Raw genomic sequence first — 24,476 nt, 5'->3', positions numbered from 1 at the left:
ACTTATTAGTTATTTATTAATTGATTTTAGATATTCAATTCCGTCGCTGGTTATTCTTCGACCCCTAACAGTTTTTTCAACGAACTTTTTTACTAAAAGAATAGGCTCTAAATCATTAATTATTGTTACCTTATCATCTTTTAAAATTGAACTTATAGTATCTAAAGAAGCACTTTTATTTTTAAATACATTTTTTAAAATACTCAAATATTCAACCTGAAAAATATTTAATCCCCCGGGATATATATCTAGATACTCAAATGATTCCTTTACCAAACTTGCTTCTATTTGATTTAAGTTTCGAAATAATGCAAAGTCATAAACTCTTTTTAATAAGTTGTTAGCAATCCTTGGAGTAGATCGACAGTTTCTTGCTATTTCCTCAATTGCATCTGGTGCGATTATAATGTTATTTCTATTGGCTGAATTACTGATTATCTCTTTAATTTCTTCGTTACTATAAGGCAATAATTTTCCGATATATCCAAATCTATCTTTTAGTGGATTTGATACTAAATTAAATTTTGTAGTAGCCCCTATTAATGAGAACTTATTTAAATTTAATCTCATTATTTTCATATCACCTTCAACACCAACAGGCAAATCAATAACATAATCTTCAATGGCAGAGTATAATAATTCCTCAATATTCTTATTTATACCATGAATTTCATCAATAAACAGAATATCATTTTCACGCAACGAAGAAAACAAAGTTAATATATCACTTTTCTTTTGAATCAGGGGCCCTTGCACATAAATGATGTTACTTTTAGTCTCATTAGCAATTATTTGAGCTAAGGTAGTTTTCCCTAATCCTGGTGGCCCGTAAAATAATAAATGGTCAATAGGTCTTTTTTGTTTTAGTGCTGAGTTTATCATCACTTTTAAAGTAGATGTAATCTTATTTTGCCCAATAAAATTATCAAAACTTTTTATTCTAAATTCTTGCTTCATTTTGTTTTTGACTAATTATTTTAATTGCATTTTCAACAGATTCTTCAATATTGCTCGTTAATTCCATATTATCAAGAGCAAGTCTGATCTGATTATTTTTGAATCCTAACATTTTCATTGTTTCTTCAAATTCTTTTAAAACTGTGTTGTTTTTTGAAACTTTATTGAATTTTTGCATTTCTTCATCACTCATCTTTGAAATAAATTTAATATATTTATCCTTTAAGGTCAATAAAATTGCATTAGCAATCTTTGGCGATACATAAGGTACCTTTATTAACTCTTCTTTATTAGAGTTTGCAATATAATTAATAATATTTTCTCAACCTGAATTTAATATTGAAATAGCAGTTTTAGGGCCTAATCCTTGCAATGAAATTAAATCCTCAAAAACTACCATTTCTTTAAAATTGTCAAATCCATATGTCACCCTAGAATATTCATTGTTTATTTCAGATATAAATATTTTTCTCACCTCCCCTGCTTTAAATCTACTCATTTGTGGCGCATAAATAAGTTCACCTCTACCATTGTGGTCTAAAATAAAATAATTTGTATTTGTGTGTACAATTTTTCCGTATAAATAAATTGTCATTTTTTTCTTCCTCCTGAATTCAAATATAAGTGCGAAATTTTAAAAATCATCGACTTTAAGAAAAAATAGGGAAATTTTTTAGAAAAAATAAAAATTGATAAAATTTTATTTATGAAAAATGTAATAGTAAATATAGAAATTCCTAAAAATTCAAATATTAAATATGAGTATGATCGAAAAACCAAAAAAATAAAAGTTGATAGAATTTTGCGTGAGGGTTTTAGATATCCAGCAAACTATGGTTACCTTTCAGAAGCACTTGATTGAGATGGTGATGAACTAGATGTCTTGGTTTATTCACCTGAAATTTTTATGCCAGGTGTCTCAGTTGAAGCTAGAATTATTGGAGCAATGAAAATGATTGATTCAGGTGAAACTGATACTAAATTAATCGCCGTTCATGCTGATGATTATCGTCTTGATCACATTAAATCATTAGATGACTTGGATAAAATGTGACTACATTCAGTAGAAATATTCTTTAAAAACTATAAATTCTTCAAAGGCCCAAATATTACCAGCATAACTGGATTTGAAGATGCAAAATGAGCACAAAATGAATATAATGAATGTGTCGAATTAATGCAAAAATACGGCTCTCTTACTAAAGAGGAATTCATTAAAAAAATGAAAGAATTACACCCAGATAAATATCTATAAAATGTAGCATTGCTAAAAATGCTACATTTTTTTTGAAACTTTAAAATTTTTTTATATTTATAAATATAAAATGTTTTTTCAGTTTCATAGATTCCTATAATTCCTAAAAAAAATATTAAAATAATGGTGAAAGGTAAAAAATGAGACAAAGATTTAAAAATATCCTTATTATAAGACCAATATTATTAAAACTATTAAAGGATTTTGTGGGTTTAAAAAATGAAAATGGCAGTTTTAGATTAGAATTAGACATTACTAGACTTGAACTGGAATTATCCAAAAAAATTGCAAATTTTGAAGAACTTAGATTGCAAAGATTAGAAATTACGAGCGGATCAAAACAATTAGTTATAAAACTAATTAAAAGTCTAAGTCAATTGGACCGTTCAATATTACTAACAATTTTATTCAAAGACGATCTAAGCAACATAACTTGAAAAACCTTCAATATATCAAAATCCACATTCTATCGAAGATTAAAATTTATCGAAAGTTTATTATATTGATGTTTATTCGATTAATAAAATAGTCAAATAAAGCTTATTTGCAAAGATAGCAAATATGGCTTTTATTTATTTTGGCAAAAAATGAGAACAAAATATTTTTTTATGTAATAAAAGGTTTCAAAAGTTTCATTTATTAGCATAAAGTAAAAAATAATGGTGTACTTATTATGCCCATAAGAGAGGCATAGAGAGGATTTAATGCTACCAATTTATAATTATCCAAACATTGAACACCAAAAAGAAGTTGTTGAATATAAAGAGAAAATTAGTGCAACTGTCGGAACATACAATGTCGAAGATAGATGAAATTTAGACATCAGACTTACAAGAGATCAAAAATGTGAAATATTAATTTTAAGAAACCTGAAAGAGAATACATGAATTATTGAATTCACGATTCCTAAATCAGCATATGAGAATTCAAGAATTAAAATTTTGCAATTAAATAATAAGGATCTTGAAGTGCAAGATTTAGAGAAATTAGAAAATGAACGGATAAAATTTCGCATTTCAAAATATGCAGACAAAAGCGAAATAAAATTCGAAGATTTAAAGGAACTAAAGGTTAGTTTTTATAACAGGTGAAGAGCTAATTTTTATAACAAGCTTTCTTTTGTTATTAATTTCAAAATAGAAAATAATGTTGTTGATTTTAATAATATTAATGTTAAAGAAAAAGATTTGAAGTTTGAGCTAATTGAATCTATAAAAATTACCTTCGATGGCGAGACTGGGGAATATACAAACATTTTCGAAAATAATGTTGCTTATGCTAATAACCTAATTTACAATATGAAGTTTTTTAACCTAAAACAAAATAATTTTTTAGAAAAAGCAATGCAACAAACGATTGAATTAAAGAGTCCAGATCAATATTACATTCCTAAAAGGCAATATCAGTTAGAATTTTTAAATAGTATCTCTATTGAAGAAGGCAATAGATTCATTACTGCTGAATTAATACCAAGAAAAACCGAAATAAACAAGTTCAAGTACACAATAGATTACTATATAAATAATAAAAATAGTTGAAATAGTAAAAAGAAAGAATTTATTAGTTCCAAAACAGACGGACTTATAGGCTATCATATTTCGCCCACATTTAAAGGTAATGTTAAATTAGAATTTCAACTAAATCAAAACATCATAAATAATATTAGCAAAATTAAATATTATGACCATTTTGACAAAAAACTTTTTGATTCTAACGAGGGATTAATCAAGCTTTTTTGTCAAGTTGTAAAGACAACTGATGAATATCAAAATTTATATTATTCAAATTGAAAAAAACACATAAAAACTTCATAAATTTTTAAAATTTAGGTTCGAATTAATAAAGGCCTAAATTTTAATTTAACATTATGCCTATATATTAACTAAATTTAAAAAAAAATTTATATATAACATTCATTAATTAAAAATTAATAATTTCAATGTAGTTATAAAAAAATAAATTTTATTTAAACTTTGGGCCTCTTGGAATTAACTTTCTTTTATGGCTTGTTTTTTTATGAAAATACTCAATTTTAGTTGAAATATCACTACTTATTAAAGTATTATCCATAATATATTTTTCGAAATCATCATATGAAAAACCAAGTTCATCTTCATCATATTGATCATTAAGCAAATTAGCAGAAGGCCTCTTATCCAAAATTTCTGTTGGTGCATTTAATAGTTTAGCCATCTCATAAATATCAGATTTAAATATATTTGCAAATGGTAATAAATCGCAACCACCATCACCTCATTTGGTAAAATATCCTAAATAATATTCATCAAAATTGTCTGTACCCAATACCAATGAGTTATTTTGTTGTGCTTTGGTATATAAAACATTCATAAAATATCGTGATTTAGTATTGGCTTTTATTCAATCCTCCTTTAAATTAAACTTATCAGAAAAATCGTTAAATTCCTTTGTTAAATCAATTGTTTCAATCTTATTTTCAACAACTAAATTTAACTTCTTGATGTGCATTTCATTAATATCATCTGCCCTTGTTTTTAAATAATAAAAATGAGCATCTTTTTTAAAAACTTGATAACTAATAATTGCCAAGGTTGAACTATCAATGCCGCCAGAAATCCCAAGGACAACCCCACTAGCATTAGCTTTTTTCACCTTATTTCTTATCCAATTTTGAATTTTTTTAATCATTATCAAGTATTTATTGTTGAAGTTTTTTTTATCTTTATAATTATTTAATTCATTTTTTTTCATAGTAATTATTCTATTATTAATTTATATTTTATAAATGTTTTTAAATTAATATTAATTTATTAATTTATAATTTAGATATTTTTATTATAACAATATAAAGCAAATATAATTAATAAACAATATTTTAAGGAGTTAAATTATGATAAATGTTAATGACCTAAAACCGGGTGTAACCTTTAAATTAGACGGTAATATTTATGTTGTTTTAGAAGCACAACACTCAAAACAAGGAAGAGGCCAAGCCAATGTTAAAGCAAAGGCAAAAGATCTAAGAACCGGATCGATAACTGTAAAATCTTTTACTGGTGGTGAAAAAGTAGAAAAAGCAATGATTGATAAGGTATCAATGGACTATCTATACAATGCAGGAGATAACATTGTGCTAATGGACCAAGAAACATTCGAACAAATAGAAATACCTGTATCAACAATAAAATGAGAAGTCAATTTTTTAAAAGAAGGTATGAAAGTTATTGTTAGAAAATATGAATCAGAAGTTTTGGATATTGAATTACCAGCTAATGTTGGATTAGTAGTAACAGAAGCACCAGATGCAGTTAAAGGAAACACGGCTCAAGCCGCCCAAAAGAAAGTTACTTTGGAAACCGGTTATGTAGTCGAAACTCCTCTATTCATCAAAGAAGGAGAAACAATTTTGGTTTCAACTGAAACTGGTAAATATGTAGGAAGAGCATAATGAGCAATTTTATCTCAGTCAACACAAGAATGAATTTTGACTTCAAGGTTGAAGAACATGTTATTTATCAAGCAATAAATCAATTCTTTGAGTCTCAAGACTCAATAATTCTTACAAAAAAACCTATTATTAATATAAAAAATAGCACAAATAATATTGAGATTTTTATTTCTTACAAGTTAAAAAAAGAAGCTATATTATCATTCGAAACTAAGAACGCAATATTCATGCTTGAACAAAGAATTTATTCATTAATCAATGTTAGACCAAACAATATTAACATTGTTTTTGAAGGAATTGAAAATGTTTAAAAATAGAAGAATTAATAATTTAGCTATTGATAATATAAAAATTAATTCATTAGCTCAGATAGCAAATACTAAAAATCCAAATGTAGCAATTAATATTAGCGCTGCAAAGATTTTTCATGCACTCTTTGCTTTTCATTATAAATTTGATATAAATAATCCCCAGTGAATATCTAGAGATAGATTCATTGTTTCGTGTCCGGATGTAAATACCACCTATTACACAATTTTATATTTAATGAATCTTATTACGAAGGAAGAAATTGAAAGCATTAATAAACCAAGTTGCAAATATCATAACTATTTAAAACGCAATAACAAACTTGGTATTGACTTTTCATCAGGCAAGCATGGTTGTGGTATTGCAGAGGCTGTTGGTATTGCGGTTGCTGAGGCCTTTCTATCAAGTAATTTTTCTGAAATAAATCACTTTACATATGTTTTTGCTTCAAGCAAAGATCTAGAAACAAGCATTGCGACTGAAGCTCTACAATATGCAGGATCAATCAAACTAAATAAACTAATTGTGCTATATGATTCAAACACATTATTAAATAACTTTAATTCTAAAAAGAATAGTAATGACATTAGAAAAACATATGAATCATATGGATTTAATTATATTATTTTAAAGGATGCTAATTATAAATCTATTGCAAACGCAATATCGAAAGCTAAGAAAGCAAAAAAACCAACACTTATCGAAATCAAAAGTTCAATTGTTGAATTAGCAGTTAATAATTTTAACAACTACTACAATAATAAATATTATTTAACAGTAGATGAAATTGAGGAATTCAAAGAAACAACTAACTTCAAGCGTGGTGACTTTTTTGAGAAATATCAAGAAGTGGTAGATGAGTATAAGAAAGTTATTAATTATAATAACGATTTATTTAATAAATGAACTGCTTCAGATAAATTAATTGAATTCTTGGGAGAAGATCTAAAAGAAAATGTAAATGATAACTTTATATCAAATTCAGGCGATATCTACTCTAATATGGTTGTTATCTTAAATAATATATTTGATAAATACAAAAACGCTTTCCTACTTTCTTCTTCGCTAGATCCAATAACAAGAATTAAATCAACTAACGGAGTTTTTGATTTTAACAACAAAGATGGCCGTTCTTTACTATTAGGATTAAAAAACGAGGCAATGAGTTTAATTGCAAATGGTATATTTGGACACTCAAATTTTAAACCAATAATAATTGATTCCTTATCAAATACAGACAAGTTAATTCAAGGAATCAAAAAATCTGTTAGTGATAACCTAAAGGTATTATATATTCTAAAAAATGACTTAAATTCTGTTGAAAACTCTAATATTTATTACCAAAACGAGGAACAAATAGGTATTTTATTGCAAATTCCTAATATAAAAATTTTATATCCTGGCGATCTTAATGAATTGATGGGCTCTATTGAATATTACCTTAATAAATTTAATGGTCCCGTAATCATTATAGCCAATTTTCATAGCAATTGAAATTGTGAAAAAACTTCAAAATACAAATTTCTATCAGGGTCTTATCATGTACTAAAAAATGATTCAAAATATTGCCTTTTAGCCAAAGGCAACGATCTCCAGGTTGCATTCAAAATTGCCAATAAACATAACTTGAATTTAATTTCAATATCAAATGATGAAAATATTGCAAAATTAAATTATGATAAAAAAACGGCTATAACATTCACAAAAGATATTTCTGAAGGTTGAATGAAATATGCTAAATATAACCTCAACATAAATAACTCAAACAACAAAATTAAATCAGATTTTAATTATATTGAAAAAAATATAAAATTAATCATTAATAACAAAAGCTAGGTTCTTATATATCTACCTAGCTTTTTTTAATTTTTTTAAACCATTCCAACTCAGAGGCCGTAATATGCCTATGTTCCCCAACTCTTAAACCATCATCTGTAATAACTCCATATCTTTTTCTGTGTAATTTTTTAACAAAATTATTAACTAATAAAAAAAGATTTTTCACATGATGATTTCTACCTTCTTTAAGAACGATAGAGTAGGTTAAATCCTTGATATGTTTTATTGTTTGTTTAGAAAAAACACCATTAAGTTTTACAAAATTAGAGTTTAAAAAATTTAAATCTTTTTCACTCATTGGCTTTTCCAATGTTGCAATGTATTCTCTTTCTATATTAGATGAAGGATGGGCCAAAATATTAGCAAAATTGCCATCGTTAGAAATAATTATTACTCCTGTTGTATTAAAATCAAGCCTTCCAATTGAATAGCAATATTTATCCATTCCCATTCACTCATAAATAGTTTTTCTACCCTGCGGATCTCTTAAAGTGCAAATGGTGTTTCGAGGTTTATTAAGCAATATATAAAATTTTTTATCACTTCTTTCGATGATCTCGCCATCTATTTTAATAACAGCCTCAGCATCAACTCTCTGACCAATTTTTGCAACTTGACCATCAACTAATACTCTTTTTTGCATAATCATTTTTTCGGCCTCACGTCGCGAACAAAAACCAAAATCCGAAATCATTTTTTGCAATTTAACCTTGTTTTCCATAATTAACAAACCCTTCAAATAACACGTTAAAAAAAATATATTTATATTATAAATATTTTGCGTTCATAGTTTCTTTTTTATTTATCTTTTTGATTTATCTAATTTAATTAAAGCAGGAGGAAAAATGTTGGAAAACAAAATTAAAAATCTTAAAAGTATGAGTTTGCAAAGAAAACGAGCTTTTATAATTGATTTTTGCCTAAATCAAAAACTTAAAAGAATACAAAACAACATGAAAGATACTAAGAATGTAGGATTGTTAGATTTTTTCATAAGTTCGCTAAGTGAGGACTATAAAAAAATCTTCATTAATGATTTTATTACAGTAGATGGTGATTCGTCGTGATATCTTGAAAACTGATCTAAAAATGCTTATTATAAGAAATTAAATTATTTAGTAGACCTATTTATAGATTATGTTTATTGCTTTTAATGAAACCCCCAAACTTCATTCATTAGAAAATAAGCAAGAACAGTGAATGGAAGAATATATCATAAATGCAAAACAAAGAAAATATTTAGAAAACTGAAATAGTTTCAATGAATTAACCACAATTAAAATCAGACGCATTATAAGAAGTGATAAATTCATTATTACATTTGAGCATAAAAATCCATTAAAAGAAATAGAGGCCATAAGAGTTAATGGACTAATTAATAATAAAATAATAGAATTCAAGCCAAAATATGAATATAATAGTGGTCATTTTATACTAACTTATAATAGTGATAATGATTCTAAAAATAAATTGGAATTTAATGACATAGTAAATATCAATTTTGAAATTGAATATAAGGTGAAAAATTTATGATATCAAGCAAAAGCATTTACCTATTGAATTAAAAACAATCCAAGATCTAAAAATATAAATCTAAATAATACGAAGGCCATAAATGTATTAAGTGAGATTGAAATAAAATCACTACCGGACCGCATTAATAAGAACATAATTAACCATAAATTCAAAACAAAATATTTGAATTTATTCTTTAATACCAACAATTTAAAACAAGGAATTCATAACATCAAACTATTATCACTAAAAATTGCCAAAAGCGACCAAGAGACTAATGAAGAATACATTCTAGATAATAGCGATATTTATGATTTAACATTTTCATCTGCAAACATTTATGACTACGCAAAAAATAAGTATGATACTAAGCTTAGCTATCATAATTTTAATAATGCAGACTTAGTTATAGATACATATTCTTATTATGATAAATTTTCAGATACTGTTATGGTAAATAATCAAAACCTTAATGCAAAATTAGGGATTCTAATACCATTAAAATACAAGGGAACATATGGTTATGAAATTAACCTTGATATAGGCAAAAATTTAAAGTCCTTTAAAATGAGTTATTCACAGGAAATTGAAAAACCTTTTTTTGATATCAACAATGGATTAATAAGAATGAATACAAGATCAATTAAAGGTTGACTTACAGATGAAAAATGGCACAAAATTAAATATGATAATTTTGCAGACGTAATCAAAATGGCAAACTCTTTGCAATCAATAGAACAAATAGGAGGTAAATAATGAGTGAAAAAAGTAAAAAATTATTATTATGAACATCATTAACAATAGCGATTGGTGGTTGTGCTGGGTTGGCGACAGCATTTGTAGTATTACAACAAAAAAACAAAGAAAAAGAAAGTAGCCAAGTCGATACTATTCAAAAAGAAAAATTAAACGACAAAACTAATAAACTATCAATTAAAAAAAGCCAACAACAAAAAGATTTAAAAAATAAAGAGAATGAATTGGAACAAAATGACCATAAAGAAGATTCATACATAGAACCACAGGAAAAGAAAAATATTAATTGAAATGATGTTTTCCCTAATATAAAGAGCAGTGACTATTATGACAAATTAAACTATAGAAACGGGCAGGCTTGAATTGATGAAGACATGATAGTTTATATCATAAAAGACATCATAAATAGAATGCTTGTAACTGAAGGCGAAGTTGAATATGCTTACAAACAAATTGATGACCAAAATTTGTTAATAACTTTTAAATGGAGCAGTGAAAAAGAAAAAAGTGTTGTAACATACAAGATAAATACAAATAAGTTATAATAATATTTATGAATTTTAAAGAATTAGTATTTAACGAACTTAAAAAACATACAAAAAAAATTTTTAATAACGAAACATTAATTAAGGATCTTGATATCGATAGTTTAGATCTGGTTCTATTAGTTTCAGATATTGAAGTAAAACTAAAAATAGAAATAAAAGACGAAGAACTAATAAAATTAAAAACCATTGGTGATATTATTTACATAATAGAGCAAAAATATACAAAATAGAAAAAAAATGTATAATATTCTATGAGCGTTTCTTATACGGGTATAGTTCAATGGTAGAACAACGGGCTTCAACCCCGTGTGTTGTGAGTTCGAGTCTTGCTACCCGTGCCATATCATTAATAAATGTTTTAATAGAACAACTAAGGTTGTTCTATTTTTCTACAAAAAGCAAAATAAAAGCCAATTGAATTGGCTTTTGGCAATTAAACATATGGTGCCGTCAACTGGAATTGAACCAGCGACCCCTTCCTTACCATGGAAGTGCTCTGCCCCTGAGCTATGACGGCAATATTTAATACGCTAATAATTATATAAAAAAATGCATATTATTTTTAATAAATTTGACGCAAATTATAGTAATTTAAAATATACTTTTATTACTATGGAAAAAACAATGTATGAATCTCTATGCTCAATAAAGAAGCAATTCCTGGAATTAGAGCAAAAACTAAACGATCCTGAAATCTATAACAACATCAAACAATACACAAAAATATCTAAAGAAAAAGCAAGCATTGAAGATATCTATGTATCATTCAAAAAATACCAAGATATTGAAGAACTATACTTATTATCAAAAGATATTATTAACAATGAAAAAGATGCTGAATTGATTGAATTAGCAAGAAATGATATTAATAGACAAATAGAACAGATGCATGAACTCGAAGAAACAATAAAAGAATTACTATTGCCCGTCGATGAAAACGATGAAAGAGATGTTATTGTGGAAATTCGCGGGGCTGCTGGCGGCGATGAGGCCAATATTTTTTCAGGTGATTTGTTTAGAATGTACCAAAAATTTTGTGAAGAAATGGGATTTAAAATAAAAATTATTGATTACACATACGGTTCAGCAGGTGGATATAGTCAGATAGTTTTTAGTATAAAGGGTGAAAAAGTGTTTTCAAAAATGAAATTCGAAAGAGGAGTTCATCGAGTACAAAGAGTACCATTAACCGAAACACAGGGAAGAGTTCATACTTCAACAGCGACAGTTACGGTTTTACCTGAAGTAGATGATGACGTTCATATCGAAATTAAGCCTGATGAAATCGAGATTGATGTGTTTAGATCTTCAGGAGCAGGAGGCCAGTCAGTTAACACAACGGACTCTGCAGTTAGAATTACACACAAACCATCTGGAATAGTAGTTACATCACAGGATGAAAGAAGTCAAATCCAAAATAAAGAAACTGCTTTAAAAGTATTAAAAAGTAGACTTTATGAACTAGAAGTTCAAAAGCGCGAAGAAGAAGAAAGTGGACTTCGAAAACTTGCGGGTACCGGAGAAAGAAGTGAAAAAATTAGAACTTACAACTATCCACAAGATCGGGTTACAGATCATAGAATCGGGTTTTCAACTTCCTTAAAAATAGTTATGGAAGGTGATTTGAAAAAAATTATTGAGGCGCTAATTGCTGATGAAAAAGCTCACAAAATAAAAGAAGCAGGTTTATAATGATTAAAAAAGAGGTATTGCTACAAGAAAAAAGAAGATATGAGCTACCTCTTTTTGTTTCAAAAAAGGAAGAAAAATTATTAAAAAAGGACTATCCGGTACAAAAAATTATCGGATATCAAACAATGCAAAATATCCATATCGATATTAGATATAATGTATTAATTCCACGATACGAAACAGAAGAGGTTATCATCGAATCATATAATTACATTAGCAAATATTCTGATGTCCTAGATTTATGCTGCGGTTCAGGTTTTATTGGTCTTGCTATTTGCAAAAATATAGGATGTAATGTAACATTATCAGATATTTCAAGACAAGCAATCAAACAAACTAAATTAAATGCAAAAATTAATAATCTATCAAAATACAATATTATAAGAAGTAATTTATTTAAAAAAATAAACAAAAAATTTGATTTAATTATCTCCAACCCACCCTATTTAAATAAGAAACATTTATTTTCTTCTTCTTTAAAATGAGAACCAAAGCAAGCGCTATTTGCCAAGGATAATGGATTATTTTTTTATAAAAAAATTACAAAAGAAGCACCGAATTTCTTAAAAAATAATGGTTACTTAATTCTTGAAATTGATGATTATGCTAAAGAATGAATCGAAAAGGAATATTCTAATGTTACATTTAAAAAAGATATTAATAAAAATTTTAGAATTGCAATTCTAAAATATGATGACCTTAAAAAATAGCACTCTAATTAAAAATGTGCTAAAATTTTATTATTATGATGAATAAAAGAGACTATTATGAAGTTTTAGGCATAAATAAAAGTGCGACTGAAAAGGAAATCAAAGCTGCCTACCGTAAATTGGCAATGCAATATCATCCAGACAAAAACAAAAATGCTGATGCTGAAGAAAAATTTAAAGAAATATCAGAAGCATATGAAATTTTATCAGACACAAATAAAAGAGCAAAATATGATAAATTTGGTCATAACGCATTTGATGCTAATGGATATCAATTCGGGGATTCGGAGGATATTTTCCGTAGTTTTTTTGAGGGTTTTGGCGGAGGTTTTTCTGGTGCTGATATCTTTGGGGATATTTTTGGATCATTTTCAAATTTTGATGAATCAAACCATCAAAGAGGTCAAGATCTACAACTAATATTAAACATTGATTTTGAAGATGCACTATATGGAAAAACAATTGATCTTAACCTAGATAAATATGATGTTTGCGGTCATTGTAAGGGCAGCGGTGCAGACACCCCTTCTGATGTAATTTTATGTAATAATTGCCATGGTTCTGGAAAAATACAACAAAGAGTTGCAATATTTACTACCATAAAGCCATGTCCAGTATGTTTAGGATTGGGCAAGAAAATAAATAAGATATGCCATCAATGCCACGGCAAAAAAACAGTAAATTCAAAGACTATTCAAAAGATAAATATTCCGGTTGGGATTGAGGATGGGGATACAATTAGAATTGTTGGTTTTGGAAAACCTTCATCAAACGGAAATAATATTGGAGATTTATATATAGTATTCGCTATTAAACGTAGCAAAAAATACAAAAAAATAAATAATGATCTTTACATTGAAATGCCTTTATCAATTAAGAGCTTATTACTCGAAGAGGAAATTAATGTTCCAACACCATACGGAACAAAAAAAATTAAGTTAGACCATAGCATTAAAATAAATGAACCATTTAAAATCAAAAATTGCGGATACCCATATAAAAATTCTAGTTCCAAGGGCGATTTATTCATTAAATTTGATTTATATGTTCCTAAATTAAGCAAGAGCGATAATTCTCAAATTAAGGAAATATTTAAAAATACAAGTGATACAAAACGAGAAGAATGATTAAAAAAATTCTAATCGTTTTTTTAATTCGTTTTTTAAAATAAAATTGTGCTATTATTTTTGATAACATTTTAAAATATTTTACTCAGAAGAGAGGCTTAGCTTATGTCAGAAAAAATAATGATTGTCGAATCACCAAATAAAATTAAAACAATTCAAAAAATTGTTGGTGATCAAATTAAAGTTATTGCTAGTTCAGGGCATATTTTAAAAATGGCAACATCAGGCACAAATAATCTTGGAATAGATTTCGAAAATTGAGAACCAGAGATGATTCCTGATCCAATGAAAAAGTCAACCATTTCAGATTTAAAAAAAGCAACTAAAAATGCTAGCGAAGTTCTAATTGCAACTGACCCCGATCGCGAAGGCGAAGCAATAGCAAGTAATCTAATTTCAACCTTAAAATTAAAAGATAAATACAAAAGAATAAGATATAATGAAATTACAGATGAAGCAATAAAATTAGCAGTTGAAAATCCTTCTGAAATAGACGAAAACCTTGTAAGAGCACAAAAGTCAAGAAGGATGCTAGATAGAATTATAGGCTTTAGACTATCACAATTAATGATGCAAAAAGTAAAAAATGCTCCTACTAACCCTTCGGCAGGAAGAGTGCAATCCATTGCTTTAAAACTAGTTTGTGATCGTGAGCGCGAAATTGAAACATTTGATCCAATAATTTATTCAAAAATTGAAGCAATTATAGATAATGATGTCAACATTCCTTTGTACTTAAAAAAAGACAAAAAATATGAAGATAATACTTGGTTAACCAATGAACAAGGTGAAAAAATACTTTTTGAATTATTAAATAGCAACTATGAACTAATTGTTGATGACATCAATGTTTCTAAACGCAAGGAATCAGCTTATACACCTTTTAAACAATCAGTTTTATACAAGGAAGCAAAACACAATTCCCAGGCAGTGCAATCATCAGCCCAAAAACTTTTTGAAAACGGGTTAATTTCATACCCCAGAACTGATTCAACTAGATTAAGTGAAACATTTGTTAAAAAAGCTCGTAAATACATAACTGAACAATATGGTAGCCAATATGTAGCTAAAGAAATAAAAGGTTTTTCTGGCGCTCAAGATGCTCACGAAGCAATTAGACCCACATACATTGAATTAACACCAGAATTAGCATTACAAAAGTATAATCTTAACAATATCGATTTTGAAATATATAAGATGATTTATGATAAAACAATAATGTCACTAATGAGCTGTCCTGAAAAAGAAATTGTAAGATTTAATTTACATAACGGGAACAATAATTTTAGAATGTCGTATAGTAGAATACTTTTTGACGGTTATTATATTTATTCAGGCAAAGAGTCATTAATTAATATTCCAAATATTAAAATTGGCGATATCATCAAGGCAAAAGATTTTATTAAAGAGGACAAAAAAACATTACCGCCTGCACGTTATAGTGAAGGTTCATTAATTAAAAAACTTGATGATATTAAAGTTGGAAGGCCTTCAACATTTGCTTCAACAATAAAAGTATTAAAACAAAGAATATTTGTTGAACCAATTGACGGACATCTAGTACCCACAGAATTCGGAAAGGTTGTTCTTGAAAAACTTTTAACAAGTTTCCCAAGAACTATTAATGAAGAATATACAGCTAAGGTTGAGGAAAAATTAGACTTAATTTCAGAAGGAAAAGAAGAATACAAAACTTTAATGAAAAAATTCTGAGATAGTTTCAATGAACGCTATGAAGATATAAAGGATCAATTAAATGTTACCATTTTGGAGCCAGCCAAACCTAATGAAAGCTGCCCTTTATGCAATGCAGAACTCGTTTATCGCTATACAAAACTAACTAAACAAAAATTTATTGGTTGCTCTGCTTTTCCTAAATGCAATTTTATTAAGAACATTGATAATCCTGTAAAAAAATTCTACAGAAGAAAAAAAGCAAAAAAATAATAAAATACATAAGTTCGTAAAATACTTTGTATTTTATTTTTATTTTATTTAAAAAAAATATTAATATGTAAAATATTAATCATGAAAAATAGGCAAAAGAAAGCTAGGGGAAAATCAGACTTTTGAACACTTTTTGTAATACCAACTGTCACGCTATCTGCAGTAGCAGGTGCTATATATTATATTGTTAAAAATAGTCAAACAATTCAAAAAGAATTTTGGTCAATTGATAAATTCAATAATAAAGCCAAGGAAATTCTCTTAGAAAAAAATATCATAGGATCGTTGCAAGCTAAGAATTTGTATGAAGATTTTAAAAATCAACAAAAACTTGCAGAAATCCGAACTAAAGATTTTGATAACACTTATAAAGATATTATTAAAATGAACAAGAGCAAACTTACTTTTGAACAAAGAAAAATCCTCAATAATCGGCCAAAACCATTTGACGCGGATAAATTTTTAAAAAACAAAATTAATATTATCCTCGATTTTGAAAAATCAAAGTTTTTAGATTTTCATTTTACAGATGTTGAAAGAATTCAAAATAACCCTTTTGACCTTAGAATTCATTATGAAGTTTTTTTAAATTATGAATATGCAAGTGGAGTTTTTGAAACAAATAAAATAAAATCCACCCCTGAATCAAAATACTATTATAAATCAAGCCAAGTTGTAACTTTTTTATCAAATACCTTAAAAACACATCAAGGCACAGAATTTTCAAAAGAATGACCAAAAATTAAAAAAGAAGCCGAAAAGATTGTAAGCAAATATGATGAGATAAACAAAAAAATTAAAGAAAAAATTCTGAAATATGAAGAAAAACGAAAAGACATTAATGAAAAAGAATCAAAAACTCCTTTGGAAATGCAGGAATTAGAAGATTTAAAAATTAAAATTAATAACTTAAAACAGGAAGTAGATAAAATCTTCAAGGCCAATAATTTTCAAGAAGAAATTTTTTCATGATTTGTTAAGGCGATAAATGAAACTAACGCTGCACAAGATATATATCCAAAGAAAACTTTTAAAATTGTTCCGTTTAAAGAAAAAGATAATGACCAATATGTTTTATGAAATCCGAAAAAAGGTGTTAATGAATTGACCATCAAATATCAGTTTGTTAATATTAATAACAAAAAAATTAAAAGCAATAATGAAATAAAAATTTTCACCTTGGATGTTTAAAATATGAGTAAGGATAAGGAAAATTATAAGAATTTAAAGGCCATCATCAAAAGCGATCATCAAGTCGCAATAAAACTAATTAAAGTAGCGCAAAAATATAACCTTGACATCGACCAAAACGATTTGCTTAATAAATTAAATAATAATCAATCTGATGATATCACACTATTAATCAAAAATTTAATCTATTTGCTAAAAAAACAACCAATCCAAGAAAAATTTAAACCTATCAAACTAAAAACTGATAAACAACTAGAAAAACTCATAAAAGACTTTAGGAAGGAAAATAAGTAATGAAAAATAAAATTAATATCGCAATAGATGGACCTAGCGGCGTAGGCAAAACTGTTATGGCCAGAATGCTGGCTAGTGAGTTAAATTACATTTTTATAAGTAGCGGAAATTTATATCGTGCTATTGCATATAATGCTATATTAAATGACATTGATTCTAATAACGAATCAGAAATTAATAAAGCATGAAATTTTGAGGACTTATTCATAACAAAAGATGAAAAAATTTTTCTAAGAGGAGAAGATATTACCCTAAAAATTCGTGAGGATAGAGTTTCTTTGTATGCATCAGCAATTGCCAAATATCAATCTGTACGTTTAAAAGTTAACACATTCATTCAAAAAAAAGGCGCACAAGAAAAGGGAATAATTGTCGATGGAAGAGATGCTACTTACCGTATTCTTCCAGATGCAGAAGCAAAATTCTTCTTATGAGCCACACCAGAAGTTAGAGCTCATCGCCGTTTAAAGCAAAATAATTTACTTGGTATAGAGTCCAAATATGATGAGATTTTAGAATCAATTAAAATAAGAGATGAAAATGATACAAACCGTGATATAGATCCATTAATAGAAAGTGAAGGCAGTATAAGGATTGACTCAACAAATATGAGTGTGGATGAAAACTTTTTAGTAATGCTAAAAGAGGTTAAGAAGAGGTTAAACTAATGAAAAATACAATAGCGTTAATAGGAAAGCCTAATGTCGGAAAATCAACTCTTTTTAACAAAATAATTGATAAAAGAAAATCAATTGTTTATGATACTCCTGGAGTTACTAGAGATAGAATTTATCATAGCGCAAAATGGTCTGGATATGATTTTAATATTATTGATACCGGAGGAATAACACAAGAAAACGAAGACTTTAAAGAGCAAATTAAAAAACAAGCAGAAGTAGCAATCAATGAATCTGAAATTATCGTTTTCATAGTTGATGGTAGAGAACCGATCACATCAGAAGATTTTTTTGTTGCCAGTTTATTAAGAAAATCAAACAAAAAAGTTTTGCTTGTTTTAAATAAGCTAGAATCAAATATAAAAACATTTTTTGATAATCAAATATATAAATTGGGGTTTCAAAGCATTTTTCCAATAAGCGCTATTCATGGCGATGGAGTTGGCGATTTGCTAGATGAAATAGTTAAAAATCTAAATTTTAATGATGACAAACAAACAAATCACTTTAAACTTACTATATTAGGCTCGCCTAATGTCGGAAAATCCACGCTACTTAACACCCTTACCAATGAGGAACGTTCTATTGTGTCGAATATTGCTGGAACAACTAGAGATTCTGTCTCTTCAATAATAAAAATTGAAAATGAGGAATTTGAAATTATTGATACAGCAGGTATTAAAAGAAAAAGTAAATTATCCAATAGCATCGAGCACTATGCATTAATGCGAGCCACAGATTCAATACAAGAAGCTGATTTATGTTTATTAATGTTAGACGCCACAGAAGAAGTTAGTCATTTTAGCCAAAATATTATTGGGATTGCCTATGATTTAAAAAAACCATTAATTATTATTGTAAATAAATGAGATTTAATTGAAAAAGATACCAATACAATGGATATTTACAAAAAAAACCTTTCTAAGAAATTAAAATTTGTAGATTGAGCACCTATTGTTTTTATATCCGCTAAGAACAGAGTCAGAATAAGCAAACTAAAAGATGAAATAATTAAAATTAAAAACAATATTTCTAGAAAAATAGTTACCAATCAATTGAATTCAGTAATGATGACTGCACAAATGATAAAACCTGCTTCACCCATTAAGGGTAAAAGATTATCAATAACCTTTGCAAGACAAATTGATGGAAAAATTCCAACTTTTTTATTATTTGTAAATGATGAAAAATGTGCGCACTTTACGTATTTAAGATATATAGAAAACCAAATAAGGCAAAATTTTGATTTCAGTGGAACACCTATTACCCTTATACTAAAAAATAAAAATAAAAAAGAGGACAAATAATTATGAAAAAAAGAATAGCTATTCTTGGTAGCGGGGCAATGGGTACTGCATGTGGAAATGTTTTAGCCGAAAACGGACATGACGTTATATTTTATGGCATCAATGATAATGAATTGCAGGACCTTGAAAAGGGCTTTAATAAAAAATATTTTGATAATAAATTAATTGCCAATTTCAAAACAACAAAAATCCTTGAAAAGGCAATAGAAAATGTTGAATTTATCATCATAGCAATACCTTCAAGATTTATTCCACCTGTTTTTGAAGAATTAATAAAATTAATCAAAAACGACGTAACAATTATTAATGTAATAAAAGGGTTTTGGCCTAATACAAACAGTTTTGTACATAACAAAATGGCTGAAATGGCAAAAGATAACATAAACATCAAAGGCATAACTTCATTAATCGGTCCTTCCTTTGCTATTGATATAATAAATAAACACATAACAATTGTCAATGTCGTTTCAAAGGATATAAATAAAGCTAATGAAGTTAAAACAATATTCACAAATGACTGATTTGCAGTTTCGGCTATTGATGATGTTATTGGCGCTGAAATAGGCTCAATATATAAAAATATACTAGCAATAGCATCAGGCATAATCGCATCATTAGGATATTCGACCAATACACAGGCAGCGCTATTAACTATGGGATTAAAAGAAATGGTAAAATATGGAAAATTTTTAGGCGCTAAAACCGAAACAATATATGATTTATGCGGCTTAGGCGACTTAATTCTTACAGGATTATCAGAAAAATCAAGAAACTACCAATATGGTTTAAACTTCCTAAAAAATAAAATAGATGATAGCCAAACAACCGTCGAAGGGTTATATGCCCTAAAATATATTTATCATCAAAATATATCTAAAAATAAACTAAATTTACCATTAATAGAAGGAATTTACAAAATAGTATATAATAAAGAAAATCCCCAAATTATTATTAATAGCTTAATTAAAAGGGTTTAAACTATTTATTAAATTAAGGAGTCTGAATAATGACAAAGAGAGAATTAATTAAAAAAACATCGGAAGAAACGGGCTTTCAACAAGCAATGGTTGAATCAATTTTTGATCAAGTTGTCGATATCATTATTGAAGAGTTAGCTAATTCAAGACAAATAACTATTTCAGGTTTCGGCGTTTTTTCCTCCAAATATGTAGCTGCAAAAACCCAACAGCATAACATTACAAAAGAGGAAATTGAAGTTCCTTCAAAAATGGACCCAAGATTTAAGTTTTCAGATGTTTTAAAATCAAAAGTTGATGAAATATATCAAAAAATTAAAAAGTAATATTCTCAACTATGTTCAATATTCCAGGAAAAGATAATGATAATTTTTTTCCTCAACACAAGGCTTCTTCATAGTGAAGGGCTTTTTTTGTTTTAAATTTTTCCTGCAAAATATGATGTTCAATTAACAAAAATAAATTTTTAGGCTTAAAATAAATTATTCAAAAAGCAATACCATTATGCTTTTTAATAAGATCAAGGTATTCAATTTGATGCTGTTTAATATTATTAAAAGGTAAAACATCCGATTCAGTGCTTTTGGCCTCAAATGCCAAAAACCTTCCTTTATATATTCCATAATAATCAACAGAGCTTTTGCTGCTGATTATTGCATTATCTAGTTTCAACTTTTTATCATGCAATTGAACAGATTTAAAAGTAATATCAAGATTCTTCTTATGGATAATACAAATGCTATTCTTAAAATAAAACTCTCTCGTTTGATTGATGATTGTTTCTAATAACATACCGCGATTTTTGAAATTAGCTTTCATGTTAGAATTACAACAAAAAAACAATAAAATTTTTCCTTGTTTTTTCTCTAATTATTTATTGTATTTATAAAAATTCTCAAAATATTCGTCCTTATTTTTTAACAAATACTTAACCAGTTCTGCAGCCATTAACATTGCCATAACATCATTATGACAATAAATTTTTAGATCTTTAATTTTTCGGTTTCATTCATTATCCTTAATAAGATTTAGGGCTCTTGTCGTAGCAATTGTTAGCGCCTCCGAACCATTTTTAACATTAAGTTTTGAATATGGAGTGATATTATATTTTAAATGTTTATTTAAATTATTATTTGTTACAAAATATTCAATCTTTTTTATTGAATATGATCCATTAATATATCCTAGATTTATCATTCTATCTACAACAAAAATTTTCTGTTTTCGTCCAGAAAAAAAATTGCATATGTCAACAAGACGGTTTACAATAAAATCGATTTTTTTTGCATATTCATTAAATTGAATCTCGTCTAATTTATTTTGTAAACAATAAATATGAAGCGACTCTTTTATTTCAAGTAATCTGCTCTTCTCATAATTTATATTGTAAATAATATAATATGAAATTTCTTGGTCATATAAATCATCGATAATTTTTTTATATGTATTGATATCAAAAGTTAAAGGATCATAAACATAATCATTACTTTCATAAATTTCATCATTCTGCGTCTTTACAATTGATGTTTGAGATATTACTTGATTTCATGCTGGCAAATAATCGAGCATTGGAGTAGGTAATGTTACACCTTCAAAATCAAACCAAGCAATCTTGGCATTCTTATCCGTTATTACATTATACTCATAAATGCTTTGTATTTCTGGATTTATAGAAATAAGATTATTATCATAAAATTCACTAACAGTTCTTTTTGTTAGTAAATCAACATCATTATTTAAACCGGAAATTAGCTTTAATATTTTTTTGCTTCCAAATTTATATTTAGGGAACTGTTTTTCAACTAATTTATAAAAGAAAATATTCGAATTAAAATTGTCAATGAAATCATCCTTAGTTAAAGTTCAATCCATTTGTAGCGAATCTCTATTATTAATTAAATAAATAAACTCTTTAAATGAACACGTATAATCACTTATATTTTTTGCGTGCTCTTCAATATTTGCCAATCTTTTCTCATTAAAATCGTATCCAGCGGAAATCAATTCACCTTTAACATGGTCAATGATTGATAAATTATTTGTTTTTTTTGATCTTACTGGTTTTGTATATGCAAAATTAGGATCACAAATATATTTAGCTTCAACTTCATCCTCAGATAATAAGACTTTATCATTAGGTTTAATATCTACGCCGCCTTTATTTGGAGAACAATATTTTGATAGATTGAACTTTAGAATATTTTTTCTTACATTCTTTTTCTTTTGATATCTAGGTTTTAACAAAAATATCTCATTAATATCACTATTTAGTGATTTGGTGATGATATTATAATTTCAATATGCCTTTAATAGATTTTTTCTATTCGTTTTTTGCGAATAAATTAAATCACCAAAATGTTTTAATTTTGTATCATAGAAAGCAACTTTTGCATAACAAGATTGATATTCAAAGGCTGGGTTTATAATCAAGCGATAATTTTCATTTATTGATTTAATTGTATCGGCCAATACATCATCCTGCTTTTGCTTCAATGATATATATTTGATTTCTTCGTCCTTTATATGATATCTTTCTTTATAAAAATCAACTAAAAAATCAATTGCCTGATCATAAACGGTATCTAAGCCCGAGGAAAGAATATTAACTGTTGTAAAAATGGAAAAAAGAAAATTTAAATTTTTATATACATCTTCATCAACTGTGTTATTAATTAATTCATGATTATTACGAACTGTTTCCTTTAAAAAATCTATTTTTTCCAGGGTGTCGAGTTCTTGGATATAGTCTTGCTTTTCCTTATCTAAATATTTAGACGCAAACTCGTTTGAAATATTGTCTATTTTATCAAAATAAAAGTTAATAAGTTCATGATTGACACTAGAATCATTATCGTCCTCTAAATCAAAATTAAAATTACCTGCAAAAATTTCATGGCTTGAATCTAAATTGCCATCAATGCTATTAAATACTAACCATGGGTGTGTAGTATTAGCAACTAAAAAATCGCTAAATGAATATCTTACCTTATTTTTCATACTCTGCCACAGCCTTGCCTTCATTAACTCACTCTAGATATAATTTTTTTCATTCATCATAATTCTTACATTCTAAATATTTTACAATATCAACATCTATACTATTATTTCAAGTAGGACTAATACCTAATTTTGTGTATTTATCATATCATTTTTTGCATGCTGCCATATCATCCAAGACCTGTTCTTCATTTACCTCAAAAGGTCAACCCTTAACAACTCGATTATTTATGTCAACTAAATTAGGGTCTTTGTAATCTTCTTCTTCTAAAAAACAAGCAATAATTGCAAAATGTTTGGCCCCCATCAAATACGAATATAATTGTGCTTGTTTTAAATAAGCAACATTAATCATACCTTGTTTCCAAGATTCAAGTTTTTTGCTTCCGACGGTTTTTATTTCAATAATCATCTTCTTTTCAGCAATATAGCCATCTGGTAATCCGCCAAAAAAAACATTATTTTTGAAATAATCATAGTTAAACTTTTCGGCAGGGAACCGTTGAATAGGTAAATTGAATGATTTTTCAATTTTTTCAAGAATTTTAGGTTCTAGAATAACTCCGGCATTTACATATTTCGGATCCAATACTGGAAATCTAAAATTAGCTATTCTCGCAAATGCAGCAAAAGGGCTATTAAACTGAGTTAGTTTTAAAATATCTCCAAGAGCTGAACCAGTTATTTTTCTAAAACCGCCAAATTCACCAGGTTTTTTTGATAATAAGTTTTTATGGTATTCAGCAGTTAATTTAACTGTTTTTGTTTCATGATCAACTACATATTGATTGCCGTTATAATGCAAGCGGTTGGGAATAATTATTTTCTTTTCTTCATTCATTTATTTACCTCACTTATACTTAAAAAAAATAAAAATAAATACATTTAAGTTATTATTTATTAATTTTACTAAGTATTATGTTAACTATATTTGAATTTTTTTAAAAAAAT

Annotated in this window: 27 protein-coding genes and 2 tRNA genes; 21 read left to right on the top strand and 8 right to left on the bottom strand. The window is 27.2% G+C overall.

Annotation, left to right across the window (positions count from 1 at the left end; all coding sequences use genetic code 4):
- Nucleotides 1-9: 9 nt before the first annotated feature.
- Both ruvB and ruvA read right to left on the bottom strand, forming a co-directional pair.
- Nucleotides 10-957: a Holliday junction branch migration DNA helicase RuvB gene (gene ruvB / locus ACWXVK_RS01155; RefSeq protein ID WP_438340805.1), complete on the bottom strand. Its 948-nt coding sequence runs from the start codon at nt 955-957 to the stop codon at nt 10-12.
- Nucleotides 941-1,552 (bottom strand): Holliday junction branch migration protein RuvA, encoded by a 612-nt coding sequence (gene ruvA / locus ACWXVK_RS01150; protein WP_438340804.1) that lies wholly within the window; start codon nt 1,550-1,552, stop codon nt 941-943. The genes ruvB and ruvA overlap by 17 nt, the downstream gene beginning before the upstream one ends.
- 111 nt (nt 1,553-1,663) lie before the next feature.
- Here ruvA and ACWXVK_RS01145 point away from each other — a divergent pair, with 111 nt between their 5' ends.
- From ACWXVK_RS01145 to ACWXVK_RS01135, 3 genes are all read left to right on the top strand, one after another.
- On the top strand, nt 1,664-2,212 hold the full coding sequence (locus tag ACWXVK_RS01145) for an inorganic diphosphatase (RefSeq protein ID WP_438340803.1): 549 nt from the start codon (nt 1,664-1,666) through the stop codon (nt 2,210-2,212).
- A gap of 140 nt (nt 2,213-2,352) precedes the next feature.
- A complete protein-coding gene (locus ACWXVK_RS01140; RefSeq protein ID WP_438340802.1) occupies nt 2,353-2,733 on the top strand; it encodes a hypothetical protein in 381 nt (126 codons plus the stop codon).
- Nucleotides 2,734-2,916: 183 nt separating this feature from the next.
- Nucleotides 2,917-4,026: an MHO_1580 family protein gene (locus ACWXVK_RS01135; RefSeq protein ID WP_456016977.1), complete on the top strand. Its 1,110-nt coding sequence runs from the start codon at nt 2,917-2,919 to the stop codon at nt 4,024-4,026.
- Between the two features lie 148 nt (nt 4,027-4,174).
- On the opposite strand, the gene nadE is transcribed toward ACWXVK_RS01135, so the two are convergent.
- A complete protein-coding gene (nadE, locus tag ACWXVK_RS01130) occupies nt 4,175-4,942 on the bottom strand; it encodes an NAD(+) synthase (RefSeq protein ID WP_456012663.1) in 768 nt (255 codons plus the stop codon).
- A 139-nt stretch (nt 4,943-5,081) separates the two neighbouring features.
- Between nadE and efp the strand changes: the two genes are divergently transcribed.
- Genes efp through ACWXVK_RS01115 form a run of 3 tightly spaced genes read left to right on the top strand, consistent with a single transcriptional unit; the run spans nt 5,082 to nt 7,784 of the window.
- On the top strand, nt 5,082-5,639 hold the full coding sequence (efp, locus tag ACWXVK_RS01125; protein ID WP_438340799.1) for an elongation factor P: 558 nt from the start codon (nt 5,082-5,084) through the stop codon (nt 5,637-5,639).
- Nucleotides 5,639-5,950, top strand: a complete 312-nt coding sequence (locus ACWXVK_RS01120) for an MMB_0454 family protein (protein WP_438340798.1) — start codon at nt 5,639-5,641, stop codon at nt 5,948-5,950. The genes efp and ACWXVK_RS01120 overlap by 1 nt, the downstream gene beginning before the upstream one ends.
- A complete protein-coding gene (locus ACWXVK_RS01115; protein ID WP_456016975.1) occupies nt 5,943-7,784 on the top strand; it encodes a hypothetical protein in 1,842 nt (613 codons plus the stop codon). The genes ACWXVK_RS01120 and ACWXVK_RS01115 overlap by 8 nt, the downstream gene beginning before the upstream one ends.
- A 16-nt stretch (nt 7,785-7,800) precedes the next feature.
- Here ACWXVK_RS01115 and ACWXVK_RS01110 read toward each other — a convergent pair whose 3' ends face one another.
- Entirely contained in the window at nt 7,801-8,508 is a 708-nt protein-coding gene (locus ACWXVK_RS01110; RefSeq protein ID WP_438340796.1) for a pseudouridine synthase, read from the bottom strand.
- A gap of 124 nt (nt 8,509-8,632) precedes the next feature.
- On the opposite strand from ACWXVK_RS01110, the gene ACWXVK_RS01105 reads away from it, so the two are divergent.
- The 5 genes from ACWXVK_RS01105 to ACWXVK_RS01085 all read left to right on the top strand — a co-directional run bounded on the left by ACWXVK_RS01105 (nt 8,633) and on the right by ACWXVK_RS01085 (nt 10,947).
- A complete protein-coding gene (locus tag ACWXVK_RS01105; RefSeq protein ID WP_438340795.1) occupies nt 8,633-8,941 on the top strand; it encodes an MG284/MPN403 family protein in 309 nt (102 codons plus the stop codon).
- On the top strand, nt 8,925-10,058 hold the full coding sequence (locus ACWXVK_RS01100; RefSeq protein ID WP_456016973.1) for an MHO_1580 family protein: 1,134 nt from the start codon (nt 8,925-8,927) through the stop codon (nt 10,056-10,058). Before ACWXVK_RS01105 ends, ACWXVK_RS01100 begins: the two co-directional genes overlap by 17 nt.
- Nucleotides 10,058-10,603 carry an MHO_1590 family protein gene (locus ACWXVK_RS01095; RefSeq protein WP_438340793.1) on the top strand — a complete coding sequence of 182 codons (546 nt, stop codon included), beginning with the start codon at nt 10,058-10,060 and terminating at the stop codon, nt 10,601-10,603. Before ACWXVK_RS01100 ends, ACWXVK_RS01095 begins: the two co-directional genes overlap by 1 nt.
- Before the next feature lie 8 nt (nt 10,604-10,611).
- Nucleotides 10,612-10,836: a phosphopantetheine-binding protein gene (locus tag ACWXVK_RS01090; protein ID WP_438340792.1), complete on the top strand. Its 225-nt coding sequence runs from the start codon at nt 10,612-10,614 to the stop codon at nt 10,834-10,836.
- A 36-nt stretch (nt 10,837-10,872) separates the two neighbouring features.
- Nucleotides 10,873-10,947, top strand: a tRNA-Trp gene (locus ACWXVK_RS01085).
- Nucleotides 10,948-11,048: 101 nt separating this feature from the next.
- Here the strand turns inward: ACWXVK_RS01085 and ACWXVK_RS01080 are convergent.
- Nucleotides 11,049-11,123, bottom strand: a tRNA-Thr gene (locus ACWXVK_RS01080).
- A gap of 95 nt (nt 11,124-11,218) precedes the next feature.
- Here ACWXVK_RS01080 and prfA point away from each other — a divergent pair.
- The 10 genes from prfA (at nt 11,219) to ACWXVK_RS01030 (ending at nt 20,854) form a co-directional block, all read left to right on the top strand.
- Entirely contained in the window at nt 11,219-12,298 is a 1,080-nt protein-coding gene (gene prfA, locus ACWXVK_RS01075; RefSeq protein WP_444705103.1) for a peptide chain release factor 1, read from the top strand.
- A complete protein-coding gene (locus tag ACWXVK_RS01070) occupies nt 12,298-13,008 on the top strand; it encodes a peptide chain release factor N(5)-glutamine methyltransferase (protein WP_438340790.1) in 711 nt (236 codons plus the stop codon). Before prfA ends, ACWXVK_RS01070 begins: the two co-directional genes overlap by 1 nt.
- A gap of 35 nt (nt 13,009-13,043) precedes the next feature.
- Nucleotides 13,044-14,150: a molecular chaperone DnaJ gene (gene dnaJ, locus ACWXVK_RS01065; RefSeq protein WP_456016971.1), complete on the top strand. Its 1,107-nt coding sequence runs from the start codon at nt 13,044-13,046 to the stop codon at nt 14,148-14,150.
- Nucleotides 14,151-14,240: 90 nt separating this feature from the next.
- The gene (gene topA / locus ACWXVK_RS01060) at nt 14,241-16,082 is read left to right on the top strand and encodes a type I DNA topoisomerase (protein WP_438340788.1); all 1,842 of its coding nucleotides are present in this window, start codon (nt 14,241-14,243) and stop codon (nt 16,080-16,082) included.
- An 81-nt stretch (nt 16,083-16,163) separates the two neighbouring features.
- Nucleotides 16,164-17,273 carry a hypothetical protein gene (locus tag ACWXVK_RS01055; protein WP_438340787.1) on the top strand — a complete coding sequence of 370 codons (1,110 nt, stop codon included), beginning with the start codon at nt 16,164-16,166 and terminating at the stop codon, nt 17,271-17,273.
- Nucleotides 17,274-17,276: 3 nt separating this feature from the next.
- Nucleotides 17,277-17,567, top strand: a complete 291-nt coding sequence (locus tag ACWXVK_RS01050) for a hypothetical protein (RefSeq protein ID WP_438340786.1) — start codon at nt 17,277-17,279, stop codon at nt 17,565-17,567.
- Nucleotides 17,567-18,235: a (d)CMP kinase gene (cmk, locus tag ACWXVK_RS01045; protein ID WP_456016969.1), complete on the top strand. Its 669-nt coding sequence runs from the start codon at nt 17,567-17,569 to the stop codon at nt 18,233-18,235. Before ACWXVK_RS01050 ends, cmk begins: the two co-directional genes overlap by 1 nt.
- Entirely contained in the window at nt 18,235-19,551 is a 1,317-nt protein-coding gene (gene der, locus ACWXVK_RS01040) for a ribosome biogenesis GTPase Der (RefSeq protein WP_438340784.1), read from the top strand. The genes cmk and der overlap by 1 nt, the downstream gene beginning before the upstream one ends.
- A 2-nt stretch (nt 19,552-19,553) precedes the next feature.
- Entirely contained in the window at nt 19,554-20,528 is a 975-nt protein-coding gene (locus ACWXVK_RS01035; protein WP_456016967.1) for an NAD(P)H-dependent glycerol-3-phosphate dehydrogenase, read from the top strand.
- A gap of 29 nt (nt 20,529-20,557) precedes the next feature.
- Entirely contained in the window at nt 20,558-20,854 is a 297-nt protein-coding gene (locus ACWXVK_RS01030; protein ID WP_438340782.1) for an HU family DNA-binding protein, read from the top strand.
- Here the strand turns inward: ACWXVK_RS01030 and recU are convergent.
- From recU to ACWXVK_RS01015, 3 genes are read right to left on the bottom strand one after another with little or no spacing between them, the layout of a single operon-like run.
- Nucleotides 20,844-21,347 (bottom strand): Holliday junction resolvase RecU, encoded by a 504-nt coding sequence (gene recU / locus ACWXVK_RS01025; RefSeq protein WP_438340781.1) that lies wholly within the window; start codon nt 21,345-21,347, stop codon nt 20,844-20,846. The two genes, ACWXVK_RS01030 and recU, sit on opposite strands and share 11 nt — an antisense overlap.
- A 51-nt stretch (nt 21,348-21,398) precedes the next feature.
- The gene (locus tag ACWXVK_RS01020) at nt 21,399-23,525 is read right to left on the bottom strand and encodes a UU173 family protein (RefSeq protein WP_456016965.1); all 2,127 of its coding nucleotides are present in this window, start codon (nt 23,523-23,525) and stop codon (nt 21,399-21,401) included.
- Nucleotides 23,515-24,366 (bottom strand): MAGa7180 family putative nuclease, encoded by an 852-nt coding sequence (locus ACWXVK_RS01015; protein WP_438340779.1) that lies wholly within the window; start codon nt 24,364-24,366, stop codon nt 23,515-23,517. The genes ACWXVK_RS01020 and ACWXVK_RS01015 overlap by 11 nt, the downstream gene beginning before the upstream one ends.
- Nucleotides 24,367-24,476: the final 110 nt, after the last annotated feature.

The organism is Mycoplasma sp. 3398, assembly GCF_053851555.1.
This window is presented reverse-complemented; position numbering and strand designations above follow the sequence as displayed.